18 protein-coding genes are annotated in these 18,565 nt (G+C 62.4%); 13 read left to right on the forward strand and 5 right to left on the reverse strand.

Translation table 11 applies throughout. From position 1 onward, the window contains the following. Positions 1 to 44: 44 nt before the first annotated feature. Genes ACMA5I_RS05235 through ACMA5I_RS05245 form a run of 3 tightly spaced genes read left to right on the forward strand, consistent with a single transcriptional unit; the run spans position 45 to position 2,621 of the window. On the forward strand, positions 45 to 191 hold the full coding sequence (locus ACMA5I_RS05235; RefSeq protein WP_525885189.1) for a hypothetical protein: 147 nt from the start codon (positions 45 to 47) through the stop codon (positions 189 to 191). Continuing rightward, the gene (locus ACMA5I_RS05240) at positions 178 to 1,710 is read left to right on the forward strand and encodes a hypothetical protein (RefSeq protein ID WP_525885190.1); all 1,533 of its coding nucleotides are present in this window, start codon (positions 178 to 180) and stop codon (positions 1,708 to 1,710) included. The genes ACMA5I_RS05235 and ACMA5I_RS05240 overlap by 14 nt, the downstream gene beginning before the upstream one ends. Next, entirely contained in the window at positions 1,707 to 2,621 is a 915-nt protein-coding gene (locus tag ACMA5I_RS05245) for a tyrosine recombinase (RefSeq protein ID WP_525885191.1), read from the forward strand. The genes ACMA5I_RS05240 and ACMA5I_RS05245 overlap by 4 nt, the downstream gene beginning before the upstream one ends. Before the next feature lie 153 nt (positions 2,622 to 2,774). Here the strand turns inward: ACMA5I_RS05245 and ACMA5I_RS05250 are convergent, their stop codons facing one another. Further along, the gene (locus ACMA5I_RS05250; protein WP_525885192.1) at positions 2,775 to 6,191 is read right to left on the reverse strand and encodes an indolepyruvate ferredoxin oxidoreductase family protein; all 3,417 of its coding nucleotides are present in this window, start codon (positions 6,189 to 6,191) and stop codon (positions 2,775 to 2,777) included. A 141-nt stretch (positions 6,192 to 6,332) separates the two neighbouring features. Between ACMA5I_RS05250 and ACMA5I_RS05255 the strand changes: the two genes are divergently transcribed. Next, positions 6,333 to 6,671, forward strand: a complete 339-nt coding sequence (locus ACMA5I_RS05255; RefSeq protein ID WP_525885193.1) for a winged helix-turn-helix transcriptional regulator — start codon at positions 6,333 to 6,335, stop codon at positions 6,669 to 6,671. Here the strand turns inward: ACMA5I_RS05255 and ACMA5I_RS05260 are convergent. Further along, positions 6,668 to 6,718, reverse strand: coding sequence for a twin-arginine translocation signal domain-containing protein (locus ACMA5I_RS05260; RefSeq protein WP_525885654.1), 51 nt, complete (start codon positions 6,716 to 6,718; stop codon positions 6,668 to 6,670). The genes ACMA5I_RS05255 and ACMA5I_RS05260 overlap by 4 nt on opposite strands. 62 nt (positions 6,719 to 6,780) lie before the next feature. On the opposite strand from ACMA5I_RS05260, the gene ACMA5I_RS05265 reads away from it, so the two are divergent. Together ACMA5I_RS05265 and ACMA5I_RS05270 are read left to right on the forward strand one after the other, a co-directional pair. Further along, positions 6,781 to 7,686 (forward strand): LysR family transcriptional regulator, encoded by a 906-nt coding sequence (locus tag ACMA5I_RS05265; protein WP_525885194.1) that lies wholly within the window; start codon positions 6,781 to 6,783, stop codon positions 7,684 to 7,686. Positions 7,687 to 7,946: 260 nt separating this feature from the next. Next, positions 7,947 to 9,116: a GGDEF domain-containing protein gene (locus ACMA5I_RS05270; protein ID WP_525885195.1), complete on the forward strand. Its 1,170-nt coding sequence runs from the start codon at positions 7,947 to 7,949 to the stop codon at positions 9,114 to 9,116. Here ACMA5I_RS05270 and ACMA5I_RS05275 read toward each other — a convergent pair whose 3' ends face one another. Further along, positions 9,117 to 9,782, reverse strand: coding sequence for a sulfotransferase (locus tag ACMA5I_RS05275; RefSeq protein ID WP_525885196.1), 666 nt, complete (start codon positions 9,780 to 9,782; stop codon positions 9,117 to 9,119). 138 nt (positions 9,783 to 9,920) lie between these two features. Here ACMA5I_RS05275 and purL point away from each other — a divergent pair, with 138 nt between their 5' ends. From purL to grxD, 4 genes are read left to right on the forward strand one after another with little or no spacing between them, the layout of a single operon-like run. Further along, complete coding sequence (purL, locus tag ACMA5I_RS05280) at positions 9,921 to 12,068, forward strand: phosphoribosylformylglycinamidine synthase subunit PurL (protein WP_525885197.1); 2,148 nt, start codon at positions 9,921 to 9,923, stop codon at positions 12,066 to 12,068. Next, a complete protein-coding gene (locus ACMA5I_RS05285) occupies positions 12,055 to 12,561 on the forward strand; it encodes a GNAT family N-acetyltransferase (RefSeq protein WP_525885198.1) in 507 nt (168 codons plus the stop codon). The genes purL and ACMA5I_RS05285 overlap by 14 nt, the downstream gene beginning before the upstream one ends. 27 nt (positions 12,562 to 12,588) lie before the next feature. Next, a complete protein-coding gene (locus ACMA5I_RS05290) occupies positions 12,589 to 12,834 on the forward strand; it encodes a BolA/IbaG family iron-sulfur metabolism protein (protein WP_525885199.1) in 246 nt (81 codons plus the stop codon). A gap of 49 nt (positions 12,835 to 12,883) precedes the next feature. Then, positions 12,884 to 13,243, forward strand: coding sequence for a Grx4 family monothiol glutaredoxin (grxD, locus tag ACMA5I_RS05295; RefSeq protein WP_525885200.1), 360 nt, complete (start codon positions 12,884 to 12,886; stop codon positions 13,241 to 13,243). A gap of 76 nt (positions 13,244 to 13,319) precedes the next feature. Here grxD and ACMA5I_RS05300 read toward each other — a convergent pair whose 3' ends face one another. Both ACMA5I_RS05300 and ACMA5I_RS05305 read right to left on the reverse strand, forming a co-directional pair. Beyond that, positions 13,320 to 13,688, reverse strand: a complete 369-nt coding sequence (locus tag ACMA5I_RS05300; RefSeq protein ID WP_525885201.1) for a cell division protein ZapA — start codon at positions 13,686 to 13,688, stop codon at positions 13,320 to 13,322. Beyond that, positions 13,681 to 13,905: a hypothetical protein gene (locus ACMA5I_RS05305; RefSeq protein WP_525885202.1), complete on the reverse strand. Its 225-nt coding sequence runs from the start codon at positions 13,903 to 13,905 to the stop codon at positions 13,681 to 13,683. Before ACMA5I_RS05305 ends, ACMA5I_RS05300 begins: the two co-directional genes overlap by 8 nt. Before the next feature lie 163 nt (positions 13,906 to 14,068). Here ACMA5I_RS05305 and tkt point away from each other — a divergent pair, with 163 nt between their 5' ends. From tkt to ACMA5I_RS05320, 3 genes are all read left to right on the forward strand, one after another. Then, positions 14,069 to 16,090: a transketolase gene (tkt, locus tag ACMA5I_RS05310; RefSeq protein WP_525885203.1), complete on the forward strand. Its 2,022-nt coding sequence runs from the start codon at positions 14,069 to 14,071 to the stop codon at positions 16,088 to 16,090. Positions 16,091 to 16,246: 156 nt separating this feature from the next. Then, positions 16,247 to 17,392, forward strand: a complete 1,146-nt coding sequence (locus ACMA5I_RS05315) for a phosphoglycerate kinase (RefSeq protein WP_525885204.1) — start codon at positions 16,247 to 16,249, stop codon at positions 17,390 to 17,392. Positions 17,393 to 17,548: 156 nt separating this feature from the next. After that, positions 17,549 to 18,478: a class I fructose-bisphosphate aldolase gene (locus ACMA5I_RS05320; protein ID WP_525885205.1), complete on the forward strand. Its 930-nt coding sequence runs from the start codon at positions 17,549 to 17,551 to the stop codon at positions 18,476 to 18,478. The last annotated feature ends 87 nt before the right edge of the window (positions 18,479 to 18,565 follow it).

Raw genomic sequence — 18,565 nt, forward strand, 5'->3', positions numbered from 1 at the left:
CGTCGAGACAAGGCGGGGCAGAGGCAGATGGAGCAGACGAGCCAATGGGGCGTGTTCTCAAATATCTTTTTTATCTCGTGATTTTGGGGCTGATCGGCCTCGCACTTTATGCAGTATTCGCGGAGCTGCCCGCACCGCAAACGGAGATTTCGGTGCCGGTTGAGCCGGAAGCCGGCAATGGCGGCAGTTAAACTGACAGTCGCGCTTCTGCTGCTGCCCGCCATGGCAGCCGCGCAGCGCGCCCCTTTAAGTGCGATCGACTGGCTCAACGAGGCGATGAAAGCCCCGCAGATCGAGGTGGTGCGCCCGCCCGAGGATGGCGGCCAGGAGAGCAGTTTCGGGCAGGAGACCGCGCCGGAGCGCTCGCTTCCCGACGGGCGGATGAAGCCGCGCGCGCGGCCCTTTACCGAGTCGGCGCTGGCCGAAGCGGGCCGCGATGTCGCGCCCGATGCGATTGGCGTGTTGGGGGCGGAGGAAACCGGGCTGCCGCGCCAGCTTTGGGCCCATTCCAGCCCGGCGGAAGCCGCGCGCCTCATCCGCGCCGTGCCGTTTGATCAGCCCGCCCCGGCCCAGCATTTGTTTGACGAATTGATGCTAGCGCGCAGTTTCGCGCGGCTGGAGGGGGAGACGATTTTCCTCGCCCGGCTCGATGCGCTGATCGCCCGCGGTGCGCTCGATCAGGCGCAGGCGCTGCTCAAAGTCAGCGACGTGAATTCGCAGGATCAGTTCCTGCGCGCCTATGACATTGCGCTTTTGGCGGGCGACACCACGGAGGTTTGCGAGCGGCTGCGCGAGGCCCCCGGCCTTGGGGAAAATGCCCTGCAAAAATCGCTGTGTCTCATGCGCGGCGGCGATCATATGATGGCCCAGCAGACGTTGATCGTGGCCAATGCGCTCGGCACCATCGAGGAGCCGGATGTGGTGCTGATGGAGCGGTTTTTGGACCCCGATCTCTTCGAGACCGGCGCGCCGATCCCCGAAGCGCCGCTGACCCCGATGCGCTTTGTTCTGCGCGATGCCAATGGCTTGACCCTGCCGCCGCGCCTGCCGCTGCCTTATCTGTATATTGCCACGGGCGGCGATGTGCCGCCGCGCGAGCGGATGCTGGCGGCGGAGCGTTTGGTGGCCGCGGGCGCGATGCCGCCGCGGGTGCTGTTTGGCATGTATCGCGCGCAGCGCCCGGCGGCGTCCGGCAGCGTGTGGGACCGTTCGGACGCGATCCGCAAGCTCGATCAGGCTCTTGGGTTTGAGAAAGATATTGGCCCGGCGCTGGAGGAGACCGACGCACTGCTGGCTCCGCTGGGTCTCAGCGCCGCGCTGGCCCGCGAATATGCGGACCGGCTGCCCGAGGATCTGACGACCGACACCGCCCGCAAGCTGCGGCTTCTGGCCGGGATGGAAGATGAGGGCGAGGATTTTCTCGGCGCGCTCTCGCGGGGTGCGGATTTGCCCGACAGCCCGCGCAGCCCGCTTGCCGATGCCATTCGCGCGGGCTTTGCCGAAGAAAGCCCAGAGGCGGAGGGCGCAGAGATTTTCGCGCCGCTTCTGGAGCAGGGCCGCGTTGGTGAGGTGATCTTGCAGGCGCTGACCCTTCTGGGCGATGCCGCGATGCCTGATCCAGGCGATCTCACCCGCGCGCTTTGGGCGCTGCGGCAGGCCGGGCAAGAGGATGCGGCGCGGGCGATTGCGCTGCATTACATGCTGACATGAGCCGCGCCTGGCTCGGCGCGTTTCTCGATGCGATCCATGCCGAACGCGATGCCTCCGCCAATACCCTCGCCGCCTATGAGCGGGATTTGCGCGGGTTTTTTGAGGGGGTTGGCGATCCGGCCACGGTGTCGCGCGAGGAGATCGAGCGCTGGCTGATGGGGCTGGAGGCCGAGGGGCTGGCGAGCAGCACACGGGCGCGCAAACTCTCGGCCCTGCGGCAATTTTTCGGATTTGTCTTTTCCGAAGGGCTGCGCGCCGACAACCCCGTGACGCATATCGAGACGCGGCATCGAGGGCGGAGCCTGCCCAAAACGCTGTCGCAGGAGGAGATGGACGCGCTGATCGCCGCGAGCGAGGAGATGCCCGCCCCGGAGCGGAGCCGCGCGCTGATCGAGCTGCTCTATGCCACGGGTCTGCGGGTGACGGAACTCGTTGAACTGCCGGCGCAAACTTCGCGCGGTCAGCCCGAAATGATGATGGTGCGCGGCAAGGGCGGGAAGGACCGCATGGTGCCGCTGACCCCCTCGGCGCAGGCGGCGGTGACGCGCTGGCTGGCGGTCCGCGATGCCGAGGATGACGCGCGGGTGGCGGCGGGCAAACCGGCCTCGCGCTGGCTCTTTCCGGGGCGCAATGCGGCAAAACCGATCACGCGGGTCTGGGTGTTCGGATTTCTGAAAAAGCTGGCGGCGCAGGCCGGGATCGACCCGAACAAGGTGACGCCCCATGTGATCCGCCACGCGTTCGCGACACACCTGCTGGAAGGCGGCGCGGATCTGCGGGTGATCCAGACGCTGCTCGGCCATGCGGATATCGGGACGACCGAGATTTACACTCATGTGTCGAGCCAGCATCTGCGCGATCTGGTGCTGACCCATCACCCGCTCGCGCGCGACGCGGAGGACGAGAGCTAAGCCAAAGAAAGCGCCGGGCCGGGCGGTGCGTAGAGACGCCCTGCCCCGTTCCCGGCGCGCTTTGCCGTTTCCATGTGCCGCATGGCGCGTAAGCGGCATCTGCGCCCGAAGGTGGTCCGCCGCGCGGCGGGCCCCGCCGGGCGTAGCCTCTCTTTACTCCGCCGCCATCGCGGTTGGGGTGCCCCCAGCGCGGAAGGCCGCGAGCAGTTCTTCGCGCTTCTTGGCCGCCGCTTCGGCGCTCTTCTCCTTGACCGGACCGAAGCCGCGGATCTCCAGAGGCAGCTCCATCAGGGCGATGGCGAGGTCATGGGTGTCCGCCGTCACTTTGGGCAGGATCTCGTCCATATCGGCCTCGAACTGCGTGATCAGCGCGCGCTCCATCTTGCGCTCGGCCATGTAACCGAACGGGTCGAACGGTGTGCCGCGCAGGCGTTTGCCCTTGGCCAGCCAGCCAAAGACGGTGCCCATCCACGGCCCGAGTTTGATCTTTTTCGGGCGGCCCTGATTGTCCTTGCCGAGCGGCAGGAGCGGCGGCGCAAGATGGAAATACACCTTCTTCGCTTCGCTGAAACGGTGGTCAATGGCGCTTTCCAGCGTTTCGTGATGGAGCCGCGCGACCTCATATTCATCCTTATAGGTCAGCAGCTTGTGGTAACCCTTGGCCACGGCGACGCGCAGATCCTCGTCGGGGGCGCTGTCGACGCGGGCAAGGAAACGGTCCCGCAGGCGCTTGTCCTGATATTTGCGGATGTGATCGGCGCGGTAGGCCACGGGATCGACGATCTCCGTGACTTTCGCGGGATCGGGCACCGCCGCCTCGGCCTCTTCGGGGCGCGAGATAGCCCAGCGGCCCATATCGAAGGCGCGCTTGTTGGCGTCCGGCTTCGCACCGTTGAGCTCGATCGCCCGGAAAATCGCCTCGCGGCTGACCGGGATGAGGCCCATCTGATAGGCGCCGCCGAGCATCATCATATTGGCGTAGATCGCATCGCCGAGGAGCCGCGCGGAGAGTTTGGTGACATCCATCATGGAGATCGCCTCTTCGCCGAGACGGCCCTTGAGTTGGACTTCCAGACGCTCGGTCGGCAGGTGGAAATCGCGGTCGCGGGTGAATTGGCCGGTGATGATCTCATGGGAGTTCACGACCGCTTTGGTGCGACCACGGGTCATCAGGCCGAGCATTTTCGCGCCCGCCGAGACAACCAGATCGCAGCCGATGATGCTGTCCGCTTCCCCAACGGCGATGCGGATGGCGCTGATATCTTTCGGTTTATCGGCGATGCGGCAGTGGATATAGACCGCGCCGCCCTTCTGCGCGAGACCGGCCATTTCCATGAGGCCCGCGCCCTTGCCCTCGAGATGCGCCGCCATGGCCAGCACCGCGCCGACCGTCACGACGCCCGTGCCGCCAACCCCGGTGATGACCGTGTTGAACGTGCCGTCGATGCTCGGCAGGTCCGGCTCCGGCAGGTCGGGGATCGAGATGTCGGCTGCTTCGGGTTTGCGCACCTTCGCGCCTTCCACGGTCACGAAGGAGGGGCAGAACCCGTCGAGGCAGGAGAAATCCTTGTTGCAGCTCGACTGGTCGATCTCGCGCTTGCGGCCGAGTTCGGTTTCGAGCGGGACGATGGAGATACAGTTCGACTGCACCCCGCAATCGCCGCAACCCTCGCAGACCGCCGGGTTGATCATCACGCGGCGATCCGGGTCCGGGAATTTGCCGCGCTTGCGGCGACGGCGTTTTTCGGCGGCGCAGGTCTGGATGTAGACGATGGCCGTCACGCCCTCGGTTTCCGACAACTCCTTCTGGATGCGGAGCAATTCGCTGCGCGGAACCATTTCGGTGCCGCCGGGGAATTTGTCGAAATGCACGTCTTCCTTCTCGTCATAGACGACGACGGTGCGCTTCACGCCCATGGCGTTGAGTTCCTTGACGATCTGCTCGGGTTGCAGATCGCCCTCATTGTGCTGACCGCCCGTCATGGCGACGGCATCATTGTAGAGGATTTTGTAGGTAATGGTCGTGTCCGCCGCGAGCGCCGCACGGACCGCCAGAACGCCGGAGTGGTTATAGGTGCCATCCCCGAGATTCTGGAACACATGCTTGCGTTTGGAGAACGGCGCTTCGCCGATCCAGTTCACGCCCTCGCCGCCCATATGCGTAAAGCCGGTCGTCTCGCGATCCATCCACTGCACCATGTAGTGACAGCCGATCCCCGCATAAGCGCGCGAACCTTCGGGCACTTTGGTCGAGGAGTTATGCGGACAGCCGGAGCAGAACCACGGCATCCGCGCGGCGATTTCCTCGGCGTTATCGTTCTTTTGCGCATCGGCGAGCACGCCGCGGGCGATGTCGAGCCGCTCGGAGGTCACGTCGCATTCGCGATCCAAGAGATCGCCAATGGTGCGGGCGATTTTCACGGGGTCGAGCGCCATTTTGACGGAGAAGATCACATTGCCCTTCTCGTCCTTCCAACCCAAGACACGGCGGCCCCGGCGGTCGTCATAGATGGCTTCCTTGATCTGCACTTCGATCAGCTTGCGCTTTTCCTCGACCACGATGATGGTTTCGAGATCTTCGGCCCATTCGCGGAAGCTCTCCATGTCGAGCGGCCAGACCATGCCGACTTTATAGGTGGTGATGCCAAGGCGTTCGGCCTCCGCCTCGTCGATCCCGAGCAGTTGCAGCGCGTGGACCGTGTCGAGCCAGCTTTTGCCGGAGGAGACGATGCCGATCTTGGCTTTGTCATTGCCCATCATGCGCTTATCGAGTTTGTTGGCGCGGCCAAAGGCTTCGGCGGCGAAGCGTTTGTAGTCGTGCATCCGCGCTTCCTGCTCGACCGGTGTGTCGCCAAGGCGGATGTTCAGCCCGCCTTCGGGCATGGCGAATTCCGCCTCGGTCGGGCGGCGAATCTCGATGCGGTGCGGATCGCCGTTGACGACCTCGGTGACTTCCACAGTGTCCTTCACCGATTTGATGCCGACCCAGCAGCCGCAATAGCGCGAGAGTTCCCAGCCGATGACGCCGTAATCCAGGATTTCCTGCACGCCAGCGGGCGAGAGGATCGGCATCAGCGCATCAACGAGCGCGAATTCGGAATGGTTGAGAACGGTGGAGCTTTCGCCCGTGTGATCATCGCCCATGGCCACGAGGACGCCGCCATGTTCCGCAGTCCCTGCCATATTGGCGTGGCGGAACACATCGCCGCAGCGATCGACACCCGGCCCCTTGCCATACCAGAGGCCAAAGACGCCCTGATATTTGCCCTCGCCGCGCAGTTCCGCCTGTTGCGAGCCCCACAGCATGGTGGCCGCGAGATCTTCATTCAGACCCGGTTCGAACACAATGTCGTGTGTTTTGAGTTCATTCTGAATACTGAATAGGGTGCTATCGACCCCGCCAAGCGGCGAACCGCGATATCCTGTAACAAGACCCCCCGTTTGCAGACCGGACGCTTCGTCCCGCGCGGCCTGCATGAGCGGCAGACGCGCAAGCGCCTGTATCCCACTCAAAAGAATGAATTTTTTTCCTAGATCAAATCGGTCTGACAGGGACACGTCCTGCAGCATGGTGATTCCTCCCGATGTGTTATGGTTTTGCGAGGATATTAGGTCATAATTCATGACCAATCAACTCCTGCGTTGATTACTCATGCAAACGAAACTAAATCAATTATTTACAAATAAAAAATGACACCTCATAGTCGGGTCATGAATTGCCCAGTACACACAAGCGATGATAGCGCTAAGATTTACGACCCGATCACATTGATCGGCGATAAATGGACCCTTCGAATTCTGCTTGCAGCGCTCGATGGGACGAGTCGTTTTGCCGATTTTCATGACAGCCTCGGAATCGCCCGGAATATCCTTTCGGCGCGACTTCGCCTTTTGGTTGAAGCGGGATTATTGGAACGAAGGCCCATAGCGCCGGGTGGCGCCCGCATGGGATATATGCTGACGGAGAAAGGGCGCCGGGTCGAACCGGTGCTTAATGCCGTTCGCGAATGGGCCAATATGCAGCAAGAGGCGAGCAACATCGCGGTTTAGCTCACTGCGCCCGCCCCTGCCCCGGCAAGAACATCCCGCCGCGTCAATCATAGGGTGACAGCTTCGCCGCTTTAGGCCATTTTAGGCGGCAAACGGACAAGGACCCGCAATGTCGCTCGATTGGGATAAGTTACGGATTTTCCACGCCGTTGCAGATGCTGGAAGCCTGACCGGCGCGGGCGATGTGCTGCATCTGAGCCAGCCCGCCGTGTCCCGGCAGATTCGCGCGCTCGAAGATGCGCTCGATGCGACGCTGTTCCACCGCCATGCGCGCGGGCTGATTCTGACCGAACAGGGCGAGCTTCTCTTCGATGCCACCCGCCATATGAGCCAGAGCGTCGATGCCGCCACCGCGCGGATCCGCGATTCCGAGGATGAAGTGTTCGGCAAGCTGCGGGTCACGACCCCGATTGGCTTCGGCACGCTCTTTCTGGCGCCGCGTCTCGGGCGGCTATTCAGCCAGTTTCCCAAACTCAATGTCGATATGATGCTCGACGACAAGGTGCTCGATCTCGGGATGCGCGAGGCCGATGTGGCGATCCGCATGAAGGAGCCGAGCCAGGCCGATCTCATCCGTCGCCGCCTGATGGATGTGCGGATGCGGCTTTATGCCAGCGCCGAATATGTCGAGGAACATGGCAAACCGACCACGCTGGAGCAGCTTTCCGATCACCGGATCATCAGCCAAGACCTCGACACATGGCAGGTCTCGGCCTCGGTGAAATGGCTGCACACCCTGCTCGCGACGACGCCGAACGCGCATATGACGGTGAACAATTACTTCGGGATTTTGCAGGCCACGCGCCACGGTCTGGGGATCGGCGTGCTGCCCGATTACGTCACCGCAGGCTTTTCGGAGCTGGTCCGCGTGCTGCCCGGCGAGCAAAGCACCACGGTTCCGGTCTATCTCGCCTATGCCGAAGAGCTGCGCAGTTCCTCGCGCGTCTCGGCCTTCCGCGACTTTGTTTTGAGCGAGATTCAGGACTTCCGCAAACAATATCCGCTCGAAACTTAGGCAACGCCTAAAGATTCTGCATAACGGCTATGCAACAACCGGGCTTGCTGGATGGTGCCCGCTCACCTAAATCACTCCTCGAAGCGAACACGCATATGCGGTTCTTCTTCAACCTCCCTGTTGAACTTTGCCGGGCCCTGGTGCCCGGCTTTTTTCTTTTCGGAGGGCATAGATGACCAAAACATTAATAGATCGAAATAAAAATATTTCGACGCAGAACATTAAGGACTTGGGAGCCAGTCTGTTCCATATTCCAGCGCATGGAACAGCTTCGTGGGTATTTCGACAGGGATCAGATCGCACCAACCGTGCCGATCCTTGCGCATCTCAAGGCAGAGATGCGGGTCAAGCTCCTGTTTTTTCTCGCCTATGGCATGGCGATGTCCATCTACTCAGGTGCCTATATTTATGGCATCTTGGGGGCCGGTCTCGGCCTCGGGGAATGGCTCTTCACGTCGATTTTGCTACGCGGCCTGAAGCCGAAAGACAACAGCATCAGCACCGGACAGATCGTCCTTCTGACGATCTCGACCAGCATCGGCTTTGTCGGTCATGGGGTGATCGGTCTCGGGATTTCGCTTCATGGCGAAATTCCGTTTTTACTCTTCGGCGTTCTATGGTCGGTCAGCGCACTGACACATATCGCGAACACCTATGCCAGCTTCGTCTTCTTCATGCTGATCCAGTTCGCGATCGTGCTCTGCGGTCTGGTGGTGCAATTCGTGCTGATCGCGGGGGTCGATTACTCTAATGGCACGACCGCCCAATGGTTGATCGCCATGAGCGGGATGATCGGCTTTATCTATAACAGCTATGAGAATCTTCGTGAAAGCACGCGCCTGACCCGCGCCGTTGCGCATGCGCAGGCGGAGAGCCAGATGCGGATGCGCGAATTGGAACATCTGTCGCATCACGACCCGCTCACCGATCTTTTGAACCGCCGCGCTTTCGACACCCGGTTAGAGTTGATGTTGCAACGCGCCGAGCAGCACCGCCCGGTGGAGGTGATCATGATCGATCTCGACGGGTTCAAACCGGTCAACGACACCTTCGGTCACGAGGCCGGCGACCATGTGCTCAAAGAGGTGGCCAAACGTCTCAAAGCTCTTTCCACGCCGGATGGTATCGTCGGACGGATCGGCGGCGACGAATTTATCCTCGCGCGGGTCGCGCCGAACACTGCCGACACCGCAGAATTCGCGCAGGATATTTATCAGGCGCTGAGCAGCCGCGTAGAATGGAATCGGCGCACTCTCCCGCTTCAGGCAAGCATTGGCGTCGCGGTGACGCATCACCCTTTTATTTCGGTGCAGCGCATTTGCGCAGTGGCCGATGGGGCCATGTATAAGGCCAAAGTCGCGCAAGGTCCGCCGGTGATCGAGCGCAGCCGTCGCGGCGATCGCGGCACTGCCTCCATGGCGTTCGGTTAATCAAGAGGACGTATCGCCGCCCCGTCCGGCCGCCTCTTCCGCCAAGGTCGCCGCCAGCGCGGGATAGTGCTTTTTCACAAGCTGCATCATCTTTTCCTCCCGCGCCGCGCGCCCGTGATTTTTGTGGGGGAGCGGCAGGTCCGGGACCGGCTTTCCGAGAAACGCGCAAAGCTTCTGCCAACCGTCGCCCTCGTCCCAGCAGAGTTCCATGTAAAGATGCTGGCGGTCCGGATGCGCGAAATAGGCGCGGGTCTCGAAAAGATGGCGTTTGTAGCGCGCGAGATAGAGCGTTTCGGCATTCTCCGGCGAGGCTTTGCCGTAAATCTGTTTGCGCAGAAACCCCGCATTCCCGCCCTTGCGCATCGCGTGATAGAGAACGCTCGCCAGCCACAAATGCGGCGAGCTGCGCCGGGTGAGGATGAACCGCGCGCCCTCGCCGAAATGCGCGTGAAGCTCGGGGACCATCAGCGGCCAGGGCCAGTCGTCGAAACTGTCATAGCCTTCCGTTTCCGCGATCACTTCATCGAGCCGCCCCTCGACCCAGAGCCGCGCGCGGCGGCGGTTAAAATCGAGATGGGTGTAGCCAAGGCTGCGGAGCGCGCTGCGCAGGGACGTCGTGCCCGTGCGCTGAAATCCGATCCCGAAAACTTTCGGCGCGCCCGCCATATCTCGCCCCCCATAAGCCATTGAACGCGCAACCTCTCACAGCCGCCGGGCCAAATCAAACCGCCAAAGGCGCAAAGTGACCTTTTCAACCGCGCCCCGGCATCCTACAAACGCGCCAAGCGCCGCCAGAGGATCACCATGCCGAACACAATCACCGAGCCCGCCATCACGGACCAACTGATCGCCGATCACGGGATCAAGCCTGACGAGTATGAGCGGATCCTGTCGCTTCTGGGCCGCGCGCCGACATTCACGGAACTTGGGATTTTCTCGGCGATGTGGAACGAGCATTGCTCCTACAAATCCTCGAAAAAATGGCTCCGCACCCTGCCGACGACCGGTCCGCAGGTGATTTGCGGCCCCGGCGAGAATGCGGGCGTGGTCGATATTGGCGACGGTCAGGCGGTGGTCTTCAAGATGGAGAGCCACAACCACCCGTCCTATATCGAGCCCTATCAGGGCGCGGCGACCGGCGTGGGCGGTATTCTGCGCGACGTGTTTACCATGGGCGCGCGCCCGATTGCAGCGATGAATGCGCTCTCCTTCGGCGCGCCGGACCACCCGAAAACGCGGCGTTTGCTGCATGGGGTGGTCGAGGGTGTCGGCGGTTATGGCAACTCCTTCGGCGTGCCGACCGCGGGCGGCGAGTTGCGCTTCGACAAGGCGTATAACGGCAATTGTCTGGTGAACGCCTTTGCCGCCGGTCTCGCCGATGCGGACAAGATTTTTTATTCGGCGGCGAGCGGTGTCGGGATGCCGGTGGTCTATCTCGGCGCGAAAACGGGCCGCGACGGCGTCGGCGGCGCGACCATGGCGAGCGCGGAATTTGACGACAGCATCGAGGACAAGCGCCCGACGGTGCAGGTCGGCGATCCGTTTACCGAAAAGCGGCTCATGGAAGCCTGCCTGGAACTGATGCAGACCGGCGCGGTGATATCCATTCAGGATATGGGCGCGGCGGGTCTGACCTGCTCGGCGGTCGAGATGGGCGACAAGGGCGACCTCGGCGTGCGGCTCGATCTCGAAAAAGTCCCCTGCCGCGAGGATGCGATGACGCCTTACGAGATGATGCTCTCGGAGTCGCAGGAGCGGATGTTGATGGTGCTGCGCCCGGAAAAAGAGGCGGAAGCGCGGGCGGTGTTTGATAAATGGGACCTCGATTTCGCCATTGTCGGCGAGACGATTGCGGAGGATCGGTTTGTTATCCAGCTCCACGGCGAAACCTATGCGGATCTGCCGCTGAAGGCGCTCTCGGGCGAAGCGCCAGAATATGACCGCCCGCATCAGCCGACCGCGATCAGCGATGCGGCGGCGGATCTGCCGGATTTCGACGTGGCCGAGGCGCTGCTTGGCCTTGCGGGCGATCTGAACCACGCTTCGCGGGCCTGGGTTTGGGAGCAATATGACACGATGGTCGGCGCGGATACGGCGCGGGTGCCGGGAGGTCCGGCGGGGGTTGTGCGGGTGCACGGCACGGAGAAAGCGCTCGCGTTCACCGCCGATGTGACGCCGCGCTATTGCCGCGCGAACCCGCTTGAGGGCGGCAAGCAGGCCGTGGCCGAGGCGTATCGCAACCTCATCTGCACCGGTGCGAAACCGCTCGCGACCACCGACAACCTCAATTTCGGCAACCCGGAAAAGCCGGAGATCATGGGCCAGTTTGTCGGCTGTATTCAGGGGATTGGCGAGGCGGTGGACGCGCTCGACATGCCGATCGTCTCTGGCAATGTCTCGCTTTACAACGAGACGGACGGGCAAGCGATCCTGCCGACGCCGACCATCGGCGCGGTTGGTTTGATCGACACGCTCGGCGATCTTATCCCGCGCGAGGCCAAGGACGGCGACACGGTTTGGCTGCTCGGCGGCGCGGGTCAGCATCTCACGCAATCGGCGCTGCAGGCGCTTTTGACCGGCGAGACCTCCGGCGATGCGCCCCATGTGGATCTCGTAGAGGAGAAGGCGGCGGGCGAGTATATCCTCGCCAATCGCGGCGCGATTTCGGCGGCGGAAGACATTTCCGATGGCGGGCTGGCCATGGCGGTCGCGAAACTCGCTATGGATTGCGGCACCGGCATGACGCTGGAGGCGCGCGCGGCGGCGGAGTGGTTTGGCGAGGATCAGGGGCGCTATGTGCTGATCGCCCGCGACCTGCCCGAGGCCGATTTGCCGCTTGAGAAAATCGGGACCGTGGGCGGCAACAGCCTGACTTTGGGCGAGCATACAATCCCGCTCGCCACCCTCCGCGAGACCTATGAGAGCGCCCTGCCCGCCTATGCCAACGCCTGATCTTCGCCCCGCCACCGCCAGCGATTACAGCTTCGTGCGCGATATTTTCGCCCGGCCCGAAAATGCCGGGCGGCTCGACAGCTATAGTGAGGACGCCTTTGCGGCGGCGGTGAGCGATCCTGCGATGGACATCTTGATCTATCCGGCGAGCGGCGCGCCGAAGGGCTATGTCTGGCTCAGCCAGATCGGCAAGCGCCCAGGCACGGTGAAGGTGGAGGAGCTGGCGATTGCCGCGCCGGGTCAAGGCTTTGGCCGCGCGCTGATCGCGGCGCTCGTCGCCAAACTCGGCGATATGCACCTCACCCAGATCTGGCTTCGGGTAGCGGAAAACAACGGCGCGGCGATTCGGTTTTACGAATCGTTAGGCTTTGAAAAGGACGGTCAGCCGGAGATCTGGACCGGCAATGATGGCCGCGAGGTGCCGGTGTACCGCATGGAAGCGCGGCTCAGCCGATTGCAGCAGGGGCTTGAGACCCGCCGCACCACTTCCTAGATTGAGGAAAACGAAAGGATTGTGCCGATGGCCATGGAAGCCCATGAAATCGAACATATGCTGCGGGAAGCCTTCCCGACCGCCAAAATCCGCGTGAGCGATCTGGCGGGCGACGGCAATCATTACGCCGCCGAGGTGGAAGCCGAGGAGTTCGAGGGGCTGAACCGCGTGCAGCAGCAGCGCATGGTCTATTCGGCGCTGCAAGGCAAAATGGACGGGCCCGCGGGCGATCTGCACGCCCTCGCCCTGACGACGAAAGTTTTGAAACCCTGAGGGGATTTTACACATTCTCAGGCCCCAAAGCGGGCGGGAAGGATCAGCGATGAGCGCAGAAGACACGATCAAATCCACCATCGACGCCAATGACGTGGTGCTGTTCATGAAGGGCACCAAGGAAATGCCGCAATGCGGGTTCTCCGCGCGGGTCGCCGGGGTGCTGAATTACATGGGCGTCGACTATGCCGACGTGAATGTGCTGGCCGATGAAGAGGTCCGCCAGGGCATCAAGGAATTCTCCGACTGGCCGACCATCCCGCAGCTTTACGTGAAGCAGGAATTCGTCGGCGGCTGCGACATCATCACCGAAATGACCCTCTCGGGCGAGCTGGACACGCTGTTTTCGAATAACGGGATCACCTTCGACAAGGACGCGGCGGACAAGATCCGTGAGGCGAACGGGTAAAAGCCGGGCGTCAGCACCAAAGAAAAAACCCGCAGTCTCGGCTGCGGGTTTTTTCATGTCCAACTGAGCGCGCGGCTTACTTCGCCGCCGCTTCCAGCTTTTTCACCATCTCTTCGACCATCCGCTCGGCTGCGCCGCCATCGGCGCCGGCGTCGGCGTAGCCGCGTTCGCGCTCGGCTTCGAGGTTGCGGATATAGGCTTCGAGCTTGTTGATCCGGGTTTGTTGGTCGCGGAAGGAGCGCTCTTGGTCGAGGATGCGGTCGGCGATGAGGATGCCCGAGAGCAGCATGATCCGCGACTCAGTGACGCTGGCCCCGGCCCCTTCGAGGATCCGGCTGGCTTCCTCGTCGAGGAGCGAGGCGGCGCGTTTCAGCTTGTCCTCTTCGCCCGGCTCGCAGGTGAATTCATACTCCCGCCCGCCAATGCTCAGCATTACGTTAGCCATTTTGCGCCTCCCTCTCGATCATCGGGCCAAGCTCGGCCAGAAGCTGGTTCAGCTCGGAAACATCCCGCTCCCGCTCGGCTTTGAGCGCTTCCAGCTCGGCGCGGAGCTTCGCGTTTTCCGCCGCAAGATCGCCGCCCTCGCCCGCCGCAGCAGACTGGGCTTCCAGCTTCGCCAGCGCCTTGTCAAATCGAGCCTTGAGCCCGGCCAGATCCGCCATGAACGACCTCCTTTGTCTGTTCTCTCCTTTTTATCCCTTATAAGCAGCGGCGCAAGGGCGGGCAGCGAGATCGGCAATTCCTTCACCAATGCTTGACCAATGGGGCGCGGGACGCCAAACACAGGTGGACGATTGTATATCCTAACGCAGAAAGACCTTATCCATGGAGTTGACCGAGCTGAAATCCGCCCATCCGGAACATTGGGACAAAGCAACCGCCCTGCGTGTGCTGGCCCTCGACGCGGTGGACGCCGCCAATTCGGGCCATTCGGGGATGCCCATGGGGATGGCCGATGTGGCGACTGTTCTCTTCACCAAGCATCTGAAGTTCGATGCCAAGGCGCCGCGCTGGTTTGACCGCGACCGGTTCATTCTCTCGGCGGGTCACGGCTCGATGCTGATCTATGGTCTGCTGCATCTCACCGGTTATGAGGACATGACCATCGAGCAGATTCGCAATTTCCGCCAGCTTGGCTCGATCACGGCGGGCCACCCGGAATATGGCCATGTGGACGGGGTCGAGACGACCACCGGGCCGCTTGGTCAGGGCCTCGCCAATTCGGTTGGCTTTGCGATGGCCGAGGCGCATCTGCGGGCGAAATTCGGCAAGAAGCTGGTCGATCACCACACCTATGTGATCGCGGGCGATGGCTGCCTGATGGAAGGCGTCAGCGAGGAAGCGATTGGTCTGGCGGGTCGTCACGAGCTGGAGAGGCTGATCGTGTTCTGGGACGACAACAATATTTCCATCGACGGTAAGGTCTCGCTTTCCTCGGTCACCGACCAGCGCGCGCGGTTCAGGGCGCATGGCTGGGAAGTTCTCGATGTGGACGGGCATAACCCGGACGAGATCGACGCGGCGATTACGAAAGCCAAGAAGGGTTTCGGCAAGCCGGTGATGATTGCGTGTAAAACGCATATCGGTTTCGGCGCGCCGACACTTCAGGACACCAACAAAGCCCATGGCGCGATCACCGGCGATGATGAGGTTTCCGGCACCCGCAAGGCGTATGGCTGGGAGCATGGGCCGTTTGAGATTCCCGCTGACATCAAATCCGCTTGGGAAGAAGCTGGCCAGCGCGGCGCCGAAGAGCGCAAGGAATGGGAAGGCCGCGTTGAGGCGGCGAAGGGTGGCAAGGGCAATGAGTTCCGCCGCTTGCTCGCTGATGAGCTGCCGAAAAAGCTGACCAATGCGATCCGCAAGGAAAAGAAAACGCTGGCTGAAGAGAAGCCGAAGCTCGCCACCCGCGCCTCCTCGCAGCGCGCGCTGGAAGTCATCAACCCGATTGTCACTGAAACCATCGGCGGCTCGGCGGATCTCACCGGCTCGAACAACACCAACACCGACGGGCTTGGCACCTTCGATGTGGACAACCGCACCGGGCGTCACGTCCATTACGGGATCCGCGAGCATGGCATGGCCGCGGCGATGAACGGGATGCGGCTCCATGGCGGCGTGCGCCCCTATGGCGGCACCTTCCTGACCTTCTCGGATTACGCGCGCCCGTCCATGCGCCTCTCCGCGCTGATGGGGATTCAGGTGACCTATGTGATGACGCACGACTCCATCGGGGTCGGCGAGGACGGCCCGACGCACCAGCCTGTGGAGCATGTCGCGGCGCTCCGGGCGATCCCGAACATGACCGTGATCCGCCCCGCCGATGCGGTGGAAACCCTTGAGGCATGGGAATATGCGCTGACCCATACGGACGGCCCGACCACGCTGGCGCTTTCGCGTCAGGGTCTGCCGGCGGTGCGGGACAGCTATAAGCCGCAAAGCGAAGTGGCGCGCGGTGCCTATATCCTCGCCGAATCCGAAGGCCGCCGCCGGGTCATCCTGATCGCGACTGGCTCGGAAGTCTCCATCGCCATGGAAGCCAAGAAAATTCTGGAAGCGGAAGCGATTGGCACCCGTGTCGTCTCGATGCCCTCCATGGAGATTTTTGCGCAGCAAGACGAGAAATACCGCAAGAAGGTTCTCCCCGCAGGTGCCGTGCGCGTTGGCGTGGAAGCGGCCGTGCAGCAAGGCTGGGACCGCTGGCTCACGGGCGAGCGCGGGCGCGACGGCAAGGCCGCTTTCGTCGGGATGGAGGGCTTCGGCGCATCCGCACCGGCGGGCGATCTTTACAAACATTTCGGGATCACGGCGGACGCCGTGGCCGATGCGGCGCGCGCCCTGCTCTGACGCATGGGCCCGCGTGGACTGTTGATAACAGCCCTTCTGATCGGCGGTGCGATAGCCGCCGATCACTTTCTTAACGATGACCGCATTCTGATCTTCGCCGGCGGGGTTCTCATCGAGACCATCGACCGGCTCGCATTCTGGCGATAGGAGCCCAATATGGCCTGGAAATCCCTCGACGACATGGACCTCAATGGCAAGCGCGTGGTCACCCGTGTGGACCTCAACGTGCCGGTTAAAGACGGCAAGGTGACGGACACGACCCGCATCGACCGCATCGTGCCGACCATCGACAAGATCATCGACAAGGGCGGCAAGCCGATCCTGCTCGCCCATTTCGACCGCCCCAAGGGCAAGGTCGTGCCGGAGATGAGCCTTGAGCAGATCATGCCCGCGCTGGAATCCGCGCTTGGCCGCAAGGTCGCGTTCAACGACGCGGAGACGGAGGCCGAGGTGATCCTGATGGAAAACACCCGCTTCAATCCGGGTGAGGAAAGCAATGATGCGGACTATGCCAAGGAGTTGGCGGCGCTTGGCGATGTCTATTGCAACGACGCGTTTTCGGCGGCGCACCGCGCTCATGCCTCGACCGAAGGGATCGCGCATCTGCTGCCCTCTTGCGCGGGCGAGTTGATGGCGCAGGAACTCCGCGCGCTGGAACAGGCGCTGTCTGCGCCGGAGCGTCCGGTGGTGGCGGTTGTGGGCGGGGCGAAAGTGTCGACCAAGCTCGACCTTCTGGGCAATCTCATCGCCAAGGTGGACAAGCTGGTGATCGGCGGCGGCATGGCGAACACCTTCCTCGCCGCGCAGGGCCATGAGGTCGGCAAATCGCTTTGCGAGCATGATCTTGCAGGCACCGCGCGGGAGATCATGGAGAAGGCGAAAGGCACGGGCTGCGAGATCATCCTGCCGAAAGATTTCGTCGTCGCGCGGGAGTTCAAGGCAGGCGCGGACAATGAGATCGTCAGCGAATGCCCGACCGATGCGATGATCCTCGATGCCGGGCCGCAGGCGATTGACGAGATCAAGGCGGCCTTTGACGGATCGAAAACGCTGGTCTGGAACGGCCCGCTCGGCGCCTTCGAGATCGAGCCGTTCGACACCGCGACCAACCTCACCGCGCGCCATGCGGCGGAACTGACCAAGGCGGGCAAGCTGCTCTCCGTCGCGGGCGGCGGCGATACGGTGGCGGCGCTCAATGCCGCCGGTGTGGCCGAGGATTTCTCCTATGTCTCTTCCGCCGGCGGCGCGTTTCTGGAGTGGCTGGAGGGCAAAACCCTGCCCGGCGTCGCCGCGCTCGGCTAAGCTCAAAACCTCGCGGCGGTCTCACAGATTGGGGAGATCGCCGCGTGAAATGCGCCTCAAAGCGCTGTGAAAATCTGTTAGCGCACACACAGGGTTGTTTGCGCACCCCCTGCTCGCTAAGCCCGACCCCGTAACAATGCAATGCGGGAGAGCATGATGAAAGCGACCAAAGCCGTTCAGAAAATTCTGGCCAATTACGAAGGCACCAGCCCCGGCGTGAAGGCCAATCTCTGCCGCATCCTGATGCAGGGCAAACTGGGCGGAACCGGCAAGATGATCATCCTCCCCGTCGATCAAGGGTTCGAGCATGGACCGGCCCGCAGCTTCGCGGTGAACCCGGCGGCTTACGATCCGCATTACCATTTCCAGCTCGCGCTCGACGCGGGCCTCAGCGCTTACGCCGCCCCCCTCGGGATGCTGGAAGCGGGCGCGGAGACCTTTGCGGGGCAGCTTCCGCTGATCCTGAAAGCCAACAGCGCGAACTCGCTCATCCCGAATGAAGCGCCGAAAGATCAGGCGATCACCGCGTCGGTGCAGGACGCGCTGCGCATCGGTGCGGGCTTTATCGGCTTTACCATCTATCCCGGCTCCTCCACCGCGCTCGATATGTTCGAGGAAATCGCGGAAATGCGCGCCGAAGCGGAATCCGTCGGCATCGGCACGGTGATCTGGTCATATCCGCGCGGCGAAGCGCTCGACAAGGATGGCGAGACGGCGGCGGATATCGGCTCCTACGCGGCGCAGATCGCGGCGCTGCTCGGCGCGCATATCATCAAGGTGAAGCTCTCCAGCGACCATTTGTCGCTGAAGGAAGCGAAGAAGGTCTATGAGGACGAGAAAATCGACCTCTCCAGCCAAGCGAAACGCGTGGAAGATGTGATGAAATCCAGCTTTAACGGGCGCCGCATCGTGGTCTTCTCCGGCGGTGCGAAGAAGGGTTCGGACAGCGTTTACGACGACGCCCGCGCAATCCGTGACGGCGGCGGCAATGGCTCGATCATCGGCCGCAACACCTTCCAGCGCCCGCGCGCGGAAGCGCTCGACATGCTCTCCAAGCTGATCGACATTTATAAGGGCAAGGCATAAGCGCCGCGCCCCGTTGCACAAATGACTCAGAATGGGCGCTTTGGCGCCCTTTTTGATTCGCCTGCCCTCTTGGGGGATTCACACAAG

The sequence above is a fragment of the Jujubicoccus corallicola genome, assembly GCF_047345645.1.
Lineage (GTDB): Bacteria > Pseudomonadota > Alphaproteobacteria > Rhodobacterales > Rhodobacteraceae > JBLEFH01.